This is a genomic window from Flaviaestuariibacter amylovorans, from assembly GCF_039541815.1.
Taxonomy (GTDB): Bacteria; Bacteroidota; Bacteroidia; order Chitinophagales; family Chitinophagaceae; genus Flavisolibacter; species Flavisolibacter amylovorans.
The window spans coordinates 30,816-49,717 of record NZ_BAABGY010000006.1 but is presented as its reverse complement, the minus strand read 5'-3'; the positions used below and the strand labels follow the sequence as shown (position 1 = coordinate 49,717).

Annotated in this window: 13 protein-coding genes; 5 read left to right on the top strand and 8 right to left on the bottom strand. The window is 60.4% G+C overall.

The genetic code is table 11. The features are described from left to right. Positions 1–334: 334 nt before the first annotated feature. The 3 genes from ABD937_RS06530 (at position 335) to ABD937_RS06520 (ending at position 8,185) form a co-directional block, all read left to right on the top strand. Positions 335–5,467 carry a translocation/assembly module TamB domain-containing protein gene (locus ABD937_RS06530; RefSeq protein ID WP_345254423.1) on the top strand — a complete coding sequence of 1,711 codons (5,133 nt, stop codon included), beginning with the start codon at positions 335–337 and terminating at the stop codon, positions 5,465–5,467. Continuing rightward, positions 5,460–7,742, top strand: a complete 2,283-nt coding sequence (gene tamL / locus ABD937_RS06525; RefSeq protein ID WP_345254421.1) for a translocation and assembly module lipoprotein TamL — start codon at positions 5,460–5,462, stop codon at positions 7,740–7,742. The genes ABD937_RS06530 and tamL overlap by 8 nt, the downstream gene beginning before the upstream one ends. A gap of 191 nt (positions 7,743–7,933) precedes the next feature. Next, positions 7,934–8,185 carry a hypothetical protein gene (locus ABD937_RS06520; protein WP_345254419.1) on the top strand — a complete coding sequence of 84 codons (252 nt, stop codon included), beginning with the start codon at positions 7,934–7,936 and terminating at the stop codon, positions 8,183–8,185. Positions 8,186–8,260: 75 nt separating this feature from the next. Here the strand turns inward: ABD937_RS06520 and ABD937_RS06515 are convergent, their stop codons facing one another. From ABD937_RS06515 to ABD937_RS06480, 8 genes are all read right to left on the bottom strand, one after another. Next, complete coding sequence (locus ABD937_RS06515; RefSeq protein WP_345254417.1) at positions 8,261–8,917, bottom strand: 3-oxoacid CoA-transferase subunit B; 657 nt, start codon at positions 8,915–8,917, stop codon at positions 8,261–8,263. Between the two features lie 83 nt (positions 8,918–9,000). Next, the gene (locus tag ABD937_RS06510) at positions 9,001–9,699 is read right to left on the bottom strand and encodes a CoA transferase subunit A (protein ID WP_345254416.1); all 699 of its coding nucleotides are present in this window, start codon (positions 9,697–9,699) and stop codon (positions 9,001–9,003) included. 289 nt (positions 9,700–9,988) lie between these two features. Continuing rightward, positions 9,989–10,357, bottom strand: coding sequence for a DUF4296 domain-containing protein (locus tag ABD937_RS06505; protein WP_345254414.1), 369 nt, complete (start codon positions 10,355–10,357; stop codon positions 9,989–9,991). Next, positions 10,354–11,265 carry a type IX secretion system protein PorD gene (porD, locus tag ABD937_RS06500; protein WP_345254413.1) on the bottom strand — a complete coding sequence of 304 codons (912 nt, stop codon included), beginning with the start codon at positions 11,263–11,265 and terminating at the stop codon, positions 10,354–10,356. Before porD ends, ABD937_RS06505 begins: the two co-directional genes overlap by 4 nt. Continuing rightward, positions 11,266–12,453, bottom strand: a complete 1,188-nt coding sequence (coaBC, locus tag ABD937_RS06495) for a bifunctional phosphopantothenoylcysteine decarboxylase/phosphopantothenate--cysteine ligase CoaBC (protein ID WP_345254412.1) — start codon at positions 12,451–12,453, stop codon at positions 11,266–11,268. 118 nt (positions 12,454–12,571) lie between these two features. After that, complete coding sequence (locus ABD937_RS06490) at positions 12,572–12,916, bottom strand: DNA-directed RNA polymerase subunit omega (protein WP_345254410.1); 345 nt, start codon at positions 12,914–12,916, stop codon at positions 12,572–12,574. Beyond that, positions 12,888–13,706: an outer membrane protein assembly factor BamD gene (locus tag ABD937_RS06485; protein ID WP_345254409.1), complete on the bottom strand. Its 819-nt coding sequence runs from the start codon at positions 13,704–13,706 to the stop codon at positions 12,888–12,890. Before ABD937_RS06485 ends, ABD937_RS06490 begins: the two co-directional genes overlap by 29 nt. Positions 13,707–14,226: 520 nt before the next feature. Further along, positions 14,227–15,744, bottom strand: a complete 1,518-nt coding sequence (locus ABD937_RS06480; RefSeq protein ID WP_345254408.1) for an OmpA family protein — start codon at positions 15,742–15,744, stop codon at positions 14,227–14,229. A gap of 347 nt (positions 15,745–16,091) precedes the next feature. On the opposite strand from ABD937_RS06480, the gene ABD937_RS06475 reads away from it, so the two are divergent. Beyond that, the gene (locus tag ABD937_RS06475; RefSeq protein ID WP_345254406.1) at positions 16,092–17,054 is read left to right on the top strand and encodes a polyprenyl synthetase family protein; all 963 of its coding nucleotides are present in this window, start codon (positions 16,092–16,094) and stop codon (positions 17,052–17,054) included. Between the two features lie 41 nt (positions 17,055–17,095). Next, on the top strand, positions 17,096–18,775 hold the full coding sequence (gene recJ, locus ABD937_RS06470) for a single-stranded-DNA-specific exonuclease RecJ (protein ID WP_345254404.1): 1,680 nt from the start codon (positions 17,096–17,098) through the stop codon (positions 18,773–18,775). Positions 18,776–18,902 lie beyond the last annotated feature (127 nt).

The window sequence follows — 18,902 nt, the reverse complement described above, 5'->3', positions numbered from 1 at the left end:
AGATGAACAAAAAAGGCAGTTTAACTGGACGAAATTGATCACTTACTTACTGCGAGGCACTCAAATAACGATGTAAAGATAGGTGTTTATAAACGCGCTGAATTCTTTCCATTAATAATCTTTCGTTAAGCCACAGGCCCCCGCTCCGCTCCGGATGGGCTTCTTCGGGAATCAGCACCCGGCAGGCGCGCGCCGCCGCATCAGCCCGGCCGTGTAGCATTTTCTACACATGGCGCCCGCTCATCCGCCGATGCAGCGCCCCCGCGGGCTTCGTACCGGCGCTCTTGCCGGGTCTGTTATTTGCGGGGATGGGGCAACCCAGAAGCACCTTCCGATGTCGACAGAAACCCTTTCCTCCGCCCCGGCTCCTGCCCCCCGCCCCCGGCGCACCGTGGTGCAGCGCGTGGCGCGCGTGCTCCTCAAGACCGTGCTCTTCCTGCTCCTGTTCGTGGTGCTGGTGATCCTGTTCCTGCTCACGCCGCCCGGCCAGCAGTTCGCCACCAACCGCGTGGAGCGCTTCCTCGAGAACAAGCTCAAGACCCGCGTCGAGATCGGGTCCATCCGCATCGGCCTGCCCCGCAAGGTGGTGCTCGAGAACATCTACGTCGAAGACCGCACGAAGGACACCCTGCTCTATGGCGGTACCGTTCGCGCCAATGTAGAGCTCTTGAAGTTGTTCAACAACGAGGTCACCATCAACGACCTGCAGATCGAGAACATGACGGCCAAGGTAAAGCGCGTGCTGCCCGACACGGTGTACAACTTCCAGTTCGTGGTGGATGCGTTCATGACCCAGCAGGCCGCCAACCCCGACACCGCCGCCGCGCCCGTCATGAAGATGGCCGTCAAGAACCTGGGACTCAAGAACATCAACGTCGTATACAAGGATGTGCTCACCGGCAACGACATGAATGCCCGCATCGGCAACCTCACCGCGCGCATGGACACCTTCGACGTCAACAACCAGCGCTTCGGCATTCCCTCGCTCGCCATTAACGGGTTGCACGTTCGTTATTACCAGACCCGCCCGCTTACGGCGCCGGCGATCAACGCCGCACCCGCCACCGCCAAGGCAGTGCTGCCCAGGCTCGATATCGGGCAGGTGCGCCTCCGCGACATCCACGTCGACTACGGCAACGAGACCTCCGCCTTCTACACGAAGCTTGACCTCGGCAACCTGCTCCTCGACGGCAAGGACCTCGACCTTGACCGCAACCGCATCCACCTGGCGCGGGTACGCATCGACGACAATAACACCGTGATCCGCCTCGGCCGCAAGCAGGCAGCCCGCGATCTCGCCAACGCGGTAGAGGCCGGAGCCGATTCGGCCGTGCAGCAGGACTACCTCGTGCGGGTCGACCATTTCGAGCTCAACGGCAACCGCATCCGCTTCGACAACGACAACACGCCGCGCACCCCGCAAGGCATCGACTTCGCCCACTTCGACGGCTCCGACCTCAACCTCGCCATCCAGAACCTGGTGCTTAATAAAGACTCCATCGCCGGCCGCATCACCCGCGGCTCGCTGCGCGAGAAAAGCGGCTTCGTGCTCAACTCGCTTCAGGGCGACCTGCTGTATGCGAACAACCAGGCTTATATCAAAGACCTCGACCTGCAAACGCCCGGCACGCACCTGAAGCGCTACGCCGTGCTGCAATACACCTCGCAGGATGCGCTCGTGAAGCAATTCGAAAAGACGGTCCTCAACATCTCCATCGAAGACAGCCGCGTGCAGGTTAAGGACATCCTCGCCTTTGCGCCGCAGCTCCGCTCCCAGCCCGCCTTCGCCAACCCGAACGCCGTATGGACGGTCGATCTCCGGGGCTCGGGTACGATGGACCGGCTCAACATCTCCTCGCTGCGCTTCAACGGCCTCCGCAATACTAGCATCGACGCATCAGGCACGCTCGCCGGCCTCAGCAACCCCAACGCCGCCGGCGGCACCTTCACCATCCGCCGCCTGCACACCTCGCAGACCGACCTTGCGCTCTTTACCGGCGGCAAGCGCCTCTCCAACGCGCAGATGGACCTGCCCGAGACCTTCACCGCATCCGGAACCCTGTCGGGGAACATGGCCAACATCAACGCCAACATGAACGTGGCCACGGCCTACGGCAACGTGGGCGTGAACGGCAACTTCGCCAACCTCACGAGCCCTGCGGGCGCCCGCTACAACGCCGTGGTGCGTACGCGCTCGCTCCGCCTCGACCGCATCCTGCGCGGTGCCGTGCCCGTAGGCGCGCTCACCACCGACATGCGGATCACCGGCACCGGCTTTACGCCCGAAACCATGAATGCCCGCTTCAACGGCACCGTAAGCTCCGTGGTGTACAACAAATACAACTACCGCAACATCCGCCTCGACGGCTCCCTCAACAAGAACTCGTTCGTTGCCAACACCGACATCCGCGACCCGAACATCGACCTCACGCTGAAGGCCAGCGGCTCCTTCGGGGCCAACACACGCTTCAAGGTGAACGGCTTCATCGACTCCATCAAGACCGGGGCGCTCGGCCTCACCGCACAGCCCCTCACCTTCCGCGGCCGCATCAACGCCGACGTGCGGAATATGAATGCCGACTTCCTAGATGCGGACGTGCTCATCACCGAGGCGCTGTTCGTATCGGGAACGCAGCGCGCGCCGATCGACTCCCTTTCGTTCGTATCCGGGCAAACGGGCAGCGAGCAGTTCATGCGCGTGCGCAGCAACTTCCTCAACGCCGATCTGAACGGGCAATACCGCTTCTCCGACCTGGGCTTCATCATCCAGAACAATATCCAGCCCTACTTCTCCACCGACAACAGCTACCAGGTGCGCAATGTGCGTCCCTATGATATCAGGTTCAAGATCGACGCCGTGAACTCGCCGGTGCTGGCAGCCTTCGTGCCCGGCTTCGACATGAGCCAGCCCCTTCGGGCTGAAGGCACGATCGCCACCGGCCGCGGCCTCAATGCCACTGTGGACGCGCCGGCGCTCGCCTTCGGCGGCAACTCGCTCTCCGGCCTGGGCCTGAAGGTCACCACTACGGCCGACGGACTGCAGGTGAGCGGAGACGTCGCCCACTTCGTAAGCGGCACCATGGATATTTACAATACCCGGGTGGCGGCCACGATCCGTAATAATACGATCGACTTCAACCTCGGTGTCAACGACAAGGGCAACAAGCCGAAGTACCGGCTCAGCGGCCTGCTCACGCAGCCTTCCGCTGGCACCTACACCCTCAGCCTGCGCCCGGATTCGCTGCTGCTGAACTATGAGCTCTGGAGCGTAGCCGCCAACAACGGGATCAGTATCTCCCCCAACAGCATCTCGGCCAACAACTTTGTGCTGAGCCGCGACGGCCAGCAGCTCGCCCTGCAAAGCACCAGCGGCGCCGGCGGTCCGCTCAACGTGACCTTCACCGACTTCCGCCTGGGCACCATCACGGGCTTCCTGCGCGCCGATTCGCTGCTCGCCGACGGGCGCCTCAACGGCACCGCCACCTTCCAGGGCCTGCCGAAGAACCCGCTCTTCACCTCCGACCTCCGCATCAACGACCTTTCGTTCCGCAAAGACACCATCGGCAACGTAACGATGCGGGTGAGCAGCGCGGCCGGCAACCGCTATATCGCCGACGTGAACGTGACCGGCAAGGGCAACGACTTCGGGCTCAACGGCTCGCTCACGCAGCAGGCCGGAGGAGTCATCGGCCTCGACCTCGACCTGGCCATCCGCCGCCTCGAGCTCCGCTCGCTGCAGGGTGCGCTGGCCGACTTCGTGACGAGTGCCAACGGCAATATCACCGGCGGCGCCAAGATCTCCGGCACCACGGCCGCGCCCAAGGTGAACGGAACGCTCAACTTCAACCAGGCCAGCATCAGCACGCTCGCCATCGGCGGACCCTTTACCATCGACAACGAAAAACTGGCGGTGACCGAGGAAGGCTTCCGGTTCGACAACTTCTCGATCCGCGACTCGCTCAACAACCCGCTGACCATCGACGGTACGGTGCGCACCAGCAATTTCATCAACTACCGGTTCGACCTGGACGTGAACGCACGCGATTTCATGGCGGTGAACACGCAGAAAAAAACCAACAGCCTGTACTACGGCAAGATGAACATCACGACGCGCCTCCACGTGGGCGGCACCGAGGCCAACCCGGTGGTGGACGGCAACATCGCGGTGAACCAGGGCACGGCCTTTACGATCGTGGTGCCGCAGCGCGAGCCCGGCATCGTGGAGCGCGAGGGCGTAGTGCAGTTCGTGGACTTCAGCAACCCCGGCGTCGATTCGTTCTTCATGGCGCTCGACACCCTCAACAACACCAGTATCAAGGGCTTCGACGTGGCCGTGAACATCGACATCAACAAGGAGGCGACCTTCAACGTGATCGTAGATGTGGCGAGCGGCGACCTCCTCAACCTCAAGGGCACCGGCAACCTCACGGCCGGTGTGGACCCGAGCGGTAAGATCACCCTCACCGGCACCTACGTGATCGACGAGGGCGGCTACCAGTTTGCGCTCAACTTCCTGCGCCGCCGCTTCATCCTCGACAAGGGCAGCCGCATCACCTGGCTCGGTGAGCCCACGGCCGCCGAGCTCGAGGTAACGGGCCGCTACGTGGCCAACACCGCCCCCCTTGATCTCGTGGAGCAGCAGATTGCAGAAACCACGCAGCGCAACTTCTACCTGCAGAAGCTGCCCTTCCAGGTGCTGCTGTACCTGCGCGGCGCGCTCATGAAGCCCGACCTCACGTTCGACATCCAGCTGCCGCCCGGGCAAAACTTCAATGTGAGCGGCGACGTGCTGAGTACCGTGCAGACGCGCCTGACGCAGTTGCGCTCGGAGCCCACCGAACTCAACAAGCAGGTGTTTGCCGTGCTGCTGCTGAACCGCTTTGTGGGCGACAATCCCTTCTCCTCCAACGGGGGCGGCTTCAACGCAGGCACCTTCGCCCGCACCTCGGTGAGCAAGCTGATGACCGAGCAGCTCAACAACCTCGCCGCCGGCCTCATCCAGGGCGTGGACCTCAACTTCGACGTAGCCTCCAGCGACGACTATACGACGGGCGAGCGCCGCGCGCGCACCGACCTCAACGTGGGCCTCAGCAAGCGCCTCCTCAACGACCGCCTGACGGTGACCGTAGGTAGCAACTTCCAGCTCGAAGGGCCACAGCAGAACAACAACTCCGGCAACAACATCGCCGGCAACATCCAGGTCAACTACCAGCTCAGTCGCGACGGGCGCTATATGCTCCGCTTCTACCGCCGAAACGATTATGAAGGATACGTGGACGGCTACGTGGTGGAGACAGGCCTCGGCTTTATCATCAGTGTAGAATACAACCGCTTCCGCGAGATCTGGCAGGCGCGTCGCGTACGCCGCGACGTGAAGCGCAAGGAAAAGGAAGCAGCGAAAGAACAGCAACCTCCGAAAGAACAAACGACAGAAACGCAAGCAACGGAACAACCCAGTCATGACTAAGGCATTTTATCCATTGGCACTGACGGCCTGCCTCCTGTTGGCAGCCTGCAGCGGCACCAAGCACCTCCCGCCCGGCGAAAAGCTCTATACAGGCGCACGGGTCGATCTCCGCAACGCCAGCGGCCTCACGGCCCGCGAGCGCAAGACCCTGCACGCCGACCTCGTCGGCATCACCCGGCCGCAGCCCAACACACGCTTCCTCGGCCTTCCGATCAAGCTGGGCTTCTACAATATGTTCCGGAAGGCGAAGCCCAACTCCTTTTTCGGTCGCCTCCGCGACCAGCTGGGTGAGCCGCCGGTGCTCCTGAGCAGCGTCAATAGCAACAACAGCGTCAAGCTGCTGCAGAACCACATGGACAACAAGGGCTTCTTTCAGGCCAAGGCAAGCGGCGACTCTGTAGTGAAGGGACGCAAGGCACGCATGGACTACAAGGTAGACGCCGGTCCGCAATACACCATCAACGCCATCCGCTTCCCGCTAGACAGCACCGAGCTTTCGGAGAACATCCGGGCATCTCAGGCAGGCTCCCTGCTCCAGGTGGGCGCACCCTACGACCTCGACGTCATCCGCGGCGAGCGCAACCGTGTGGACGCCTTCCTGAAGGAGCGTGGCTTCTACTTCTTCAACCCCGAGTACCTGCTGATGCAGGTCGACAGCACCGTGGGTAATAACAAGGTGGACATGGTTCTCACGGTGAAGAACTCGGCGCCCGACGAGGCGATGCGTGCTTACCGGATCCGGAATACGTATATCTACGCCAACTACCGCATCAACGCGCAGCGCCTCGACACCAGCCTCGCCGACGCGGAACTGTATGGGGGCTACCACATCATCGACCGGCGCAAGCGCTTCAAGCCCTGGATGTGGCCGCGGATCCTGGTGTTCGACTCGGGTGCCCTCTATAACCGTACGGATCACAACACCACGCTGAGCCGCCTCATCAACCTTAACGAGTTCCGGTACGTCAAGAACCGCTTCGAGCCCGTGACCGACTCCTTCAAGCTCGATGCGTATTACTACCTGACGCCGCAGCCCAAGAAGTCGATTCGCGGCGAAATCACGGCCACCTCGAAGTCAAACAACATGAACGGCTCTCAGATCAACCTGACCTGGCGCAACCGGAATACGTTCCGCCAGGCGGAGCACCTCGCCGTCTCCGCCTACGTGGCATCGGAGATCCAGTTCGGCGGCACCTTCCAGGGCTACAACACCTACCGCACCGGGGCTGAGGCCACGCTTGCCATCCCGCGCTTCGTGGTGCCCTTCTTCAACGTGAACACCACGAGCGCCTACGTGCCGCGCACCAACATACAGCTTGGCTACGACCTGCTGACGCGCAACCGGCTTTATACGGTCAACTCGTTCCGCGGAAGCCTGGGCTACACCTGGAAGCCTTCCCTGGAATTCTCGCACGAGCTCAACCCGGTCTCGATCAACTATGTGCAGCCGATCAATGTGACCGCTGAGTACCGCGACTCGGTGCGCCGCTATCCCTACCTGCAGCGCGTGGTGGACTCGCAGTTCATCCTGGGCTCCACCTACCAGGTCACCTTCAACCAGCTCGTAAACGGCCTGCAGCGCCCGAATGCCTTCTTCGTGAACGGCCTTGTGGACCTTTCCGGCAACGTGGCCGGACTCATGATGGGCGCCAATGCGAAAGGCGGCGACCCGAAGCGGATCTTCAACGCCCTCTTCGACCAGTACATCAAGCTGGAGGTGGACGGCCGCTGGTACCATAAGATCGGGCTCAAGTCGAGCTGGGTGAACCGTGTCAACATCGGCTACGGCATCCCCTATGGCAACTCGATGCAGCTGCCCTATATCAAGCAGTTCTTTGCGGGCGGCAACAACAGCCTGCGCGGCTTCCGCAGCCGCTCGCTCGGGCCGGGCACCTTCCGCCAGCCCACACGTACCTTCCTGGCCGACCAGACCGGTGACATCAAGTTCGAGTTCAACACCGAGTTCCGACCGCACATCTCCGGACCGCTCTATGGCGCGCTCTTTATCGATGCCGGCAATATCTGGCTCGCCAACGAAGATCCCGACCGCCCGGGCTCCGGCTTCTCGGGCTCCTTCTTCAACGAGCTCGCGGTGAACACCGGTGTGGGCGTGCGGCTTGACGTCACCATCTTCGTCATCCGCCTCGACGTGGGCATCCCACTGGTAAAGCCCTGGGAGAAGAACCCCTGGGTGATGGACCGCCTTGATCCCAAAGACCCGGCGCTCAAGAAGGAAAACATCATCTACAACCTGGCCATCGGCTATCCGTTCTAGGACGCGGTTGGTTCGAAAAAGAGGGATGCGGCCGCGTCCCTCTTTTTTTTACGCCTGGCGCCCGCGCTCTTTTAAGGCCAAACAATTACACTCGGTTATGGGGGAAAGTGTATGCGTCCGAAAAAGAAACAGCACCCGTAAAAACACGATCGGCCGCCCCGTATTTTTACCAGCATCATCACTAACTTATTATGCAACAAGAAAACGCCCTGAAGAATACGGTCTTCTTCGTGGACGGCAACCCGGTGGCTTATAGTATTTATACGGACGGCACAGGCCTTCGCCTCGTTCCCCAGATATACACGGAAGCTGTTGCGGCCCCCATCATCACCGCCGCCTACAAAGAGGGTGGCTGGCAACTGCGCCCGCAGCTTCACCGCGACCTGGCCGACCAGGTGATCGAAGACCTGTCGTTGTACTTCCCGCAGTGTGCGCTTTGCTGAGCGTATGCCGCTACGATGACCTAATAAAAAGCCCCGACGGCAACGTCGGGGCTTTCTATTGGATCGGTTGGCGGATCAGAGTTGCATTTCCGGGATGTCGCCGTCGATGATCAGCTTGCCGGCCGTCTTTTGCCGGATCTCCTCCACGCTGACGCCGGGTGCGCGCTCCAGGAGGCGGAAGCCGTCGGGCGTCACGTCGAGCACAGCGAGCTCGGTCACTACCTTTTTCACGCAGCCCACGCCGGTAAGCGGCAGCGTGCAGCGCGGAAGCAGCTTGCTCTCCCCCTTCGGGTTCGTGTGCATCATGGCCACGATGATGTTGCGTGCGGAGGCCACGAGGTCCATGGCGCCGCCCATGCCTTTCACCATCTTGCCGGGTATCTTCCAGTTGGCGATGTCGCCGTTCTCAGCCACTTCCATCGCACCCAGCACGGTGAGATCGACCTTGCCGGCGCGGATCATGCCGAAGCTTTCGGCCGAGTCGAAGAAGGCGCCGCCCGGAACGATGGTGACGGTTTCCTTACCTGCGTTGATGAGATCAGCATCGATGGCCGCCTCTTCGGGATAGGCGCCCATGCCGAGCATGCCGTTCTCCGACTGCAGCATAATGAACATGCCTTCGGGCACATAGTTGGCCACCAGTGTCGGGATGCCGATGCCCAGGTTCACATACATGCCATCGCGCAGCTCCTGCGCGATGCGTTTGGCGATGCCGTATTTGTCTAAAGCCACAGAGAATGGTTTTGGAGGTTTTGAAAGGTTTTGGAGGTTGGACTCCCTCCTTAGATCACAGATCCGCGATCACAGATCTGAGATTATTTGGTGAGTTGCACGGTGCGGCGCTCGATACGCTTTTCGTATTGGGTGCCCTGAAAGATGCGGTGCACATAGATGCCGGCTACATGGATGTCGTCGGGATCGAGTTGACCGGGCTCCACGAGCTCCTCCACTTCGGCGATGGTGATGGTGCCTGCCTTGGCCATCGAGGTGGAAAAGTTGCGGGTCGTCTTCCGGAAAACGAGGTTGCCGAAGCGGTCGCCCTTCCAGGCCTTCACGATCGCGAAATCGGCGCCCAGCGCGGCTTCCATGAGGTACTGCTTGCCGTTGAACGCCCGTACTTCCTTGCCCTCGGCGATCTCGGTACCGACGCCTGCCGGTGTGAAGAAGGCCGGGATGCCCATGCCGGCCATCTGGATCCGCGTAGCAAGCGTGCCCTGCGGGATCAGGTCGACCTCGAGCTCGCCGGAGAGCAGCTGCCGCTCGAATTCGGCGTTCTCGCCCACGTAGGAGCTCATCATCTTTTTGATCTGCCGCGACTGCAGCAGCAGGCCAAGACCGAAGTCGTCGACGCCGGCATTGTTGGAGATGCAGGTGAGTCCGGTAACACCCATTTCTTTCAGGGCGCTGATGCTGTTCTCGGGAATGCCACAGAGGCCGAAGCCGCCGAGCATGATGGTGGCGCCGTCGCGGATATCGTGCAGCGCCGCGGCCGCGTTGTCGTAAACCTTGTTCATACGCAAGTAATGTGCGCCAAAAATAAGGGAAACGCAGGGGCGGGAACGTCAATCGTGAATCGGCAATCGTGAATAAAGCGATGTGGATGCGAGGGCTCCCTTTCGTAAACATAAGGCGGCAGGCATGAGACCAGCCGTAGCCCTCTATATGGAGGGGGCCGAAAGTTCTGTCATTCATTAGCGGGCCACAACGAACAGTGCCTCTGGCGATGAAAGCACCCGGTACGTTTATGGTACGGGTGTACCCGCTCTCTGACTGCCCCCTCCCTTTGGGAGGGCCGGGGAAGGGTCACAGCTTCTTCGGCGCAGGCGCGTTATCGCCCACCGGCTTCGGCGGGGGTGCCTGCAGCGCATCGATCACTTCTTTCAGCAGCTCGGGCCGGCTTTCGTAGTACCGGAAGCTCTTTTTGAATACGGCCTCGGAGATCCGGTGGCGCAGGAGGATGCTCCGGTACAGCACAATGCTGCTGTCGGCGCGGTTGTAGGTGGTATCGGTCTCGCGGCGGAACTGCACCCAGTCGTCGGCGGTGAACACGTCGCGCAACACCGCCTTCATACGATGGGGTGGCAGGATGTCATCGGGCACCCGCGGCTCGCTGTCGCAGGCGGCCACGAATAGCAGCAAGCAGAGAAACAGGTTCTGGGCGCGACGGATCATCTGAGGTCTTTATACGTACTGGTATTGGTCACGTCGAGGCGGGTGAGCAGCTCACGGGCCTTGGTCTTCTGTTCGGGCTTCGCTTTGCTGAACAGCTTGAAGAGCTCGTTGCTGCGTCCCTGGAAGAACACCTGCATATACATGGTGGCGGGGTTGTCGCGGTTGAGGCTCTCGAGGCTCGTCAGGGCCGCCAGCACGCCCGCGCGGGCCGCGTCCTCGTCTACGGTCAGCTGGTCGAAGCCGGTGCGGTAGTAGGCGTACAGCGCGTCGTGGAACAGGTTGAAGCGGGTGTCGGTGAGGTTCTGTATGAGGCGGAAGCGGTTGCGGACACCGTCGAAGGCCTTCCAGCCGGAAATGTCGCGGCCCTCGGGGGCGCTGTTCACGATGTTCTGCGCACGCTGGTAGAAGGCGTCGCCGCCCCGCGGGCTGAACGAGTCCTGGTCAAGGCCGATGATCAGGTTCACGTAGTAGGCGAGCATGGCGGTGATATTGGCCACCAGCGGGTCGGTGCCCTGCACGCGGTTCTCGTTGAACTCGATGGGCTGGAACTCGATGTAGCGGAACACGAAGTCGTTGTCCTGGATGTTGAGCAACGGCGACTCATAGGTGCTGCCGTAGATTGGGCGCGCGGCCTGCACGGTGAGGGAGGCCTTGAAGACGTTGCCGCCCATGTCCTGGTCGATGGTGATGAGGAAGTTGCACTTGATGCGCTCCTGCGGCTGGTAGGTCAGCTGCGTCCACTTGCGGCTGTTGAGGAAGTTGGTGAGCGCGCCCTGGAGCGTATTGAAGATCCGCTTGTCGACCTGCGTGCTTACGCGGCCGGCCATCACGGAGATCTTGGACTGGAGCTCCTGGGCACCGGAGGCGGTGCTCCACAGCAGGAGGGCGATCAGGAGTAGTTTTTTCATTTAGAACAGTTCGGTTATAGCATCCACAATGTCACGGGCCACTTCGGTCTTCGGGCGCAGCGGCAGGTCGCGGCTGTGCCCGTCGCGATAAAACAGGGTCACCTTGTTGGTGTCGACGGCAAAGCCGGCACCGGCGTCGTTGAGCGAGTTGAGCACCAGCAGGTCGGCGCCCTTGCGGGCGAGCTTTTGCCGGGCGTGCTCGGCCTCGTTCTCGGTTTCGAGGGCGAAGCCCACCAGCAGCTGCCCGTTCTTCTTCCGGGCGCCGAGGGCGGCCAGGATGTCGTCGGTCTTGCGCAGCGTCAGGGTCAGCTCGCCGTCGCCCTTCTTGATCTTCTGGGCGCTCACGTCCACCGGGGTGTAATCGGCCACCGCTGCCGCCATTACGGCGATGTCGTAGTCGGCCAGCTCCATGCAGGCCTCGTACATCATCCGGGCGGTGGGCGCCTTTACCAGGTGCACACCAGGCTCGGCCGGCAGCGACACGGGCCCCGACACGAGGTGTACCTCGGCGCCGCGGCGGGCCAGCTCGCCGGCAAGGGCGTAGCCCATCTTACCGCTCGAATGGTTGCCGATAAAACGCACGGGGTCCAGCGCTTCGTATGTGGGACCGGCCGTCACCAACGCTTTTTTCCCGGCCAGCTCGCCCCGTTTTTCCAGAAAGCGGGCTGCCCAGGCCACGAGGGCTTCGGGCTCGGCCATGCGTCCCTCCCCGATGAGGCCGGAGGCGAGCTCCCCGTGGCCTACCGGCAGCACCTGCACCCCGTAGGCGCGGAGGCGCTCCAGGTTGGCGCGGGTGGCGGGGTGGTGCCACATGTCCTCGTCCATGGCGGGCGCTACTGCCACTGGACAGGTAGCGGAGAGATAAGTGGCGAGCAGCAGGTTGTCGCAGGCACCGGCGGCCATTTTGCTCAGGGTATTGCAGGAGAGCGGCGCCAGGAGGAAGAGGTCGGCCCAGCGGCCCAGCATCACGTGGTTGGACCAGGCACCTTCATCGAACAGCTTGCTGAGCACCGGCGCCTTGCTGAGGGTGGAGAGCGTAAGCTCCGACACGAAGTCCTTGGCGGCATCGGTCATCACCACGCGCACCTCGGCGCCTTCCTTGACGAGGAGGCGTACCAGTACGGGGATCTTGTACGCGGCGATGGAGCCGCTGATGCCGATCAGGATCTTTTTGCCGTTCAATGACATGGGTTAAAGATAGGGGCCCGGATGGTAACCGGGTAATAAGGGGCCGTTAAAGCCCGGCAGTAAAGTAAAAGCCATATCGGTTCGATATGGCTTTTTATACAGTAAGAGACAACGGGTCTTAGCGGAACAGGTCGTCCTCGTTCTTGCGGTGGTAGACCTTGTCTTCCATAAACTCCTGGGTGGCGAGCAGGGCCGGGTTCGGCATCTTCTCGTAGGCGCGGGAGATCTCGATCTGCTCTTTGTTCTCGTGCACTTCCTCCAGGCTGTCGGTGTGCGTGGCGAACTCCTCGAGCTTGCTGTGCAGCTCCTCTTTCAGGGAGATGTTGATCTGGTTGGCCCGCTTGGCGATGATCGCGATCGACTCGTACAGGTTACCGGTACGGGATTTCAGGTCGTTCAGGTCCTTCGACTCCACGTTGGCGGGGAGGTTGGCACTATGCTGACGTCTTAGACGGCTGCTCATGGGCGATTGATTTTAACTGTGTTTGAGACAAAGATAAGAATTGTTGCACCTGTTTGGCGTACCCGCTTTGCGGGAAGCGGTCCATGAAGTCCTGGCAGGACTCTACCACCTTGCCGTAGCGCTCCGTCCGCTTCTCGTCGACGCTCATCTGGGCGAACTCATAATAGGCTTTGATGGACATGAACTTGTAGAGGTCGGTTTGCTCCGAATCCGGGTAGTTGTTCATCAGCGCTTCGTAGGCGACGGCCGAGGCACGGAACTGGCCGATGTCGAAATAGAGCTTGGCCGCGTTGCGGTCTTTTGCCTCGAGCTTCGTGCGGCAGGCGTCAACGATGGCGCCGGCTTCCTTATTCCGGGTGGAGCCGGGATGGGTGTTGATGAAGGTCTGCATCATGCCCATCGCCTTGATGGTATTGGTCTGGTCGAGCTCGGCCTTCGGCGACTGCTTGTAGAAGGTAAACGCGCGCATATAATCCATCTCTTCGGCGCGGGCGCTGTTCGGGAACACCTCCATGTAGGTCTTGAAGAGGTTCTCGGCGTTCATATAGTCGCGGAGGTGGTAGGCAGTGTAGGCGTACTTGTAGTAGATGTCCTCGAAGCGGGCGGTACCCTTGTAGTTGGGCATCACATCTTCGTAGAGCTGCTGGGCGTGGTTGTACTTCTTCTTGGCGAAGTAATCCTCGGCCTTGCGCAGCTTGTATTCCGGGTCCTTGCTCTTCATGATCTTGGTGATCGGATCGCATCCGGTCGTCAGGATCAGGACAAGGCTGAGTGCAGCAAATAAACGCATAAAGGAGGGCAAAGGTAATTAGTTGGCGCCAATATTCGGAAATCCGCGTCATACGCCGAAAGCGCGGCCGTTAAGATTTAACTAAATCGGGCGGCAGAAATAGAAAATGCAAAAGCAGAAGTGAGGCATGCGGTGCCCCCTCTCTTTACCCTGGGCTTATCACAAAGCGCGGGATGAGCGAGAAAGAACGCAGATGACACGGATCTGATACGATAGGCGCGGATGGCTGTCGCTTCCTTTTCAAGCTTACTTCATTTAGCGTTGCCGGAATGATTGGTTTGTACGACTAGGATCAGTTGTGGAGAACCGACCATTTACTTGGTAAATGCACTGGCAATCAAACCAGGTCACCTTAGCGACACCCTTAGCCCTTTCTTTTCTTAGCGGTAAAAAAACGATAACCCCGCTAGCCCCTTCTTCAATTCATCATTCCTTGTTCCTTGATCTCCGGTTGCCCTCCCAAAAGAAAAAACCCTCCACGAGGGAGGGTTTTGTATTAGGGACTTGAGACAAGCCACGTTTAGTTGCCGCGACGCTGCAGGTTCGGGTGCGGAGCCGGAACGTTGGTCGGGCCATCCTCACCTTCAGAAGCGCCACGCAGGTCGACCGTGTTGCAGTCGCCGCCTTCCTGGCCGTACTGGAAGATGAAGCGGTCGGCGCCTACGCCTTCGCGCTCAACCATGTAGTTGATCACGGCGTTCACGCGATCCCAGCTGCGCTGCTGCTCAGCCTTCGTGCTCTGGCAGTAGCCGATCACCACCACCTTACAACCGGGGTTGTTCTTGATGCGGGCGGCTACGGAAGCGAGCATGCTCTTGGCAGTGGAGCTCAGTGCCGGGGAAGCGCCGGAGAACGTGATCGAGGGGAGCTGACCCAGGGCACGGGCACAAGCGCCAGCGGTATTGGAGGTATCAACCACCTTGCAACCATCGGGGCAGGGGCACTTACCTACACCATCGGCATCCACCGGCTGGCATACGGTCGGGGTAACGAGTTCTTTGTCGCGGAAGTCGGGCACACCGTCGCCGTCGGTATCGCGGCTTACGCCATGGGCGTCAACCGGAGCACCGGCAGGGGTCTGCTCGAGGTCAAACTGGTCGGTCACACCGTCGCCGTCCGTATCCGGCAGTACCGGCTTCGGCAGCTTCATGAGGCGGGGGTTGCGGATCTCGCTGTACGCGTAATCCAGCGGGTTCATCCACCACAGGGGCTCCGTGGACTTCGAGCCGAGGTTCATGTTGATACCCAGCGAAGCGAAGTTGTAGGCATCGAAGTTCTGGGTGAGCACCGGCTCGCCAGGCACCTGCTCTGCCCAGCGCTGACCGTCGAACAGGTCGTCGTTGGTGAACGTGAAGCGGTCTTCGATGGCAATGTTGAAGCGGTTGCTCAGCTTGAAGGCAATACCGAGACCAACGGAACCAACGGTCATGTAGCTGTTGCCGAACAGTTTCGGGCGCAGCGGGCCATGGTTCTCGGCGGGCGTTTCGTAGGTATTGTCCATCATGCTCTTCAGCGCCTTGCGGGTGTCCTTGCGGGTCTTCCAGGTGTTACCGGCGATGCTGTTGAAGTTGTAGGCATTACCGTTGGCGTCGAGAGCGTTCACCTTGGCATCGTACATCGAGCCACCCACACCGGCGAAGGCATAGAGTGCATAGCCGGTCTTGGAGCGGTGGAAGCGTACGTTGTTCAGCGTGATCACACCTTCGAGCATGAGGTCCTGAACGTTCGTCTTGTAGTTGTAGTAAACCGGGAGATCGCCACCGGGGTTGGCGGGGATGTTGGCCGGGCGGTAGCCGGCGTTGCTCCAGGCGGAGTTGTTGCTGTAGTTATACGCAGGCTTCCAGTTGAGGCCTTTAGCGATACCATAGGTGTACTCGAGACGTGCGGAGAAGAGATAGCCGAATGCTTTGCGGACGTGCGCGCCGAGGCCGAAGCTCGGGAGAGACGCCACATCGCCGCTGATCGTGAAGAGACCACCCTTGATACCGATCTCCCACTGGTTGCGGGGTTTCGCCGGGTAGTTGTAAGTGCCTGCCATGAATTCAGAGTGCTGCGGCATCCTGCGCGAGGGGATCACGGTCGAGTCGCTAACGCCGGACTTACCCACCCCTGTGGTGGATCCCGTCGTTTGCGCGAAACCGTACGATGCCAACAGACATAAAGAGCCTGTCAGAAAAGAGTACTTTTTGCTTGCCATAACTGTTTATTAAATTTTGAAAACTAAGTCCTAATTACCGGCAAAAATAAAACTTGGAGTACAAAAACCAAACTTTTGTATTTTTTTCAGTTAAATAGGTACGGTAATGATTTGTCCGGCTCGGCTGCAATTCCCATACCATAGCAATTATTAATCAACGCCTTTGTACCTTTCCGGCCAATTTACGAATGCGGCTACCTGTTAATCTTATCGAGGAGGAATTGCGGATCTTTGAGCAGAAGTTCAAGGAGGCGGCGAGCAGCCAGGTGGCCATGCTGGACCGCATTACGCGCTATATCGTGAAGCGCAAGGGCAAGCAGCTCCGCCCCATGTTCGTGTTCCTCTCGGCCAAGCTTTGCGGCACCGTCAACGAGTCTACCTACCGCGCCGCTTCGCTTGTAGAACTACTTCATACCGCCACCCTGGTGCACGACGACGTCGTGGACGATGCCCTCGAACGTAGAGGCTTTTTCTCAGTCTACGCCCTTTGGAAAAACAAGATTTCCGTGCTGGTGGGCGATTACCTGCTGGCCAAGGGCCTGCTCCTTTCCCTCGACAACTCCGACTTCCGCATCCTGCAGATCCTCTCCGGCGCGGTGCGCCAGATGTCGGAAGGAGAGCTGCTCCAGCTTGAGAAATCGCGGACCCTCAACATGGACGAATCGGTCTATTTCGAGATCATTTCCGGCAAGACGGCCTCCCTCCTCTCCGCCGCCTGCGCCGCGGGCGCCTTCTCCGCCTCGGGCGACGAGGAGCTGACCGGCCGCATGGCTGCCTTCGGCGAGAAAGTAGGCATCGCCTTCCAGATCAAGGACGACCTCTTCGACTACGCAGCCGACGACGTAGGCAAGCCCACGGGCAATGATATCAAGGAAAAAAAGCTTACCTTACCCCTGATTTACACCCTCAATAATACGGACGCCGCCACGCGCCGTAAGCTGATCCACATCATTAAAAACGACAACAAGGACCGCCGGAAAGTACAATACGTGCTCGATGCCGTGCAGCAGCACAATGGCATCCGCTACACCCAGGAGGTCATGCAGCGCTACAAGCGCGAAGCGCTCGACCTGCTGGCCACTTTCCCCGACTCGCCCATTCGGACGGGCTTTTCAGAACTGGTAAATTACGTAACCGACCGGAGGTACTAATGGAATCAAAAACGCGTCCCCTTTCGTCAAAACGCTGGCGGATGGCCTTTTCCGAGAAGGAGCGGGCACAGTCCCTTTTTCAGCAGCTGCGCATTCACCCCGCCCTGTGCCACATCCTCGTGCAGCGCGGCATCGATACCTACGAGGGCGCGAAAGCCTTCTTCCGCCCCACCCTCGAGCAACTCCACAGCCCTTGGCTCCTGAAGGATATGGACAAGGCGGTGGACCGGGTGCTGGAAGCCTTCAACCGCGAAGAGAAAATACTCGTGTTCGGCGACTACGACGTCGACGGCACCACCAGCGTGGCCTGCATGTACCATTTTCTCTCGCGCCATTACGACCGGCTGGACTTCTACATCCCGCACCGCTACAAGGAGGGCTACGGCGTCAGCCGCGCCGGTATTGATTACGCCCATGCCAATGGGTTCACGCTGATCATCGCGCTCGACTGCGGCATCAAGTCGGTGGCCCTTATCGCCTACGCCAAAAGCCTCGGGATCGACTTCATCGTATGCGACCACCACCTCCCCGACGAGGTGCTCCCGGAGGCCGTCGCCATCCTCAATCCGAAGCAAAAGGACTGCCCCTACCCGTTCAAGGAGCTGTGCGGCTGCGGCGTCGGCTTCAAGCTCATTTGCGCCCTTACCGAGCGGATGCGCCTGCCGATGACCGAGGCCTGGCAATACCTTGACCTCCTGGCCACGGCCATCGCCGCCGACATCGTGTCGATGAGCGGCGAGAACCGGATCCTGGCCTACTGCGGGCTCGAGAAGGCCAACCGCGAGCCCAACAACGGCATCAGGGCACTCAGCACCATGAGCGGCCTGCAAACGAAGCTGGAGATCAACAACCTCGTGTTCATGATCGCCCCGCGGGTGAACGCCGCCGGCCGTATGGACGACGCGCGCAAGGCGGTGCAGCTGTTCCTCGCAGAAACGGCAGAAGCCGCCATGGAATGGGCCGAGCAGCTGCAGACCGACAACTCCGAACGCAAGCTTGCCGACAGTAGTATTACGGAAGAAGCCCTCGCACTTATCGAAGGCGACGAAACGCTCCTCAACCGCCTCAGCACCGTACTCTACCAGCCCCATTGGCACAAGGGCGTCGTGGGCATCGTGGCCTCCAGGCTCATCGAGCACTACTACCGCCCCACCATCGTGCTTACCCAGAGCGGCGACGTGGTGGCGGGCTCTGCGCGCAGCGTGACAGGCTTCAATGTGTACGAGGCCATCCACCAGTGCAAGGACCTGCTCCTCGGCTATGGCGGCCATTTCTACGCTGCAGGCATGACGCTGCACCCCGACAACGTGGATGCCTTCTGCCAGCGCTTCGAGGCCGTGGTACAGGAGTCGATCCACCCCGACCTGCTCGTGCCGGAGATCGTGATCGATATCGAGCTGAACTTCCGCGACATCACCCAGAGCTTCTACAACATCCTGGCACAGATGGAGCCCTTCGGCCCCGACAACCTGCGCCCCACCTTCATCTCGCGCGGCGTGCGCAACACCGGCTACAGCAAGATCGTGAAGGAAAAGCACCTCCGCTTCTCGCTCCGCCAGGATGGCGTCACCTTCTCGGGCATTGGCTTCGGCATGGCCGACAAGATGCCCCTCCTCGAGAACAACAAGCCCGTGGACGTGGTCTATAAGCTGGACATCAACGAATGGAACGGCGAGAAGACGCTGCAGCTGCGGGTAGTCGACGTGAAAGCGTCGGAATAACCCGTAAAGACGCATTCATAGGCGTCTCGCCCCGGTAAGGAGGCATCCACATAGGCGTATCCCTGGAACAGCAATATCGAATGCAGCGCGTTGGCCTGCATCCCGACCAGGGCGTTGGAAGAAGGAA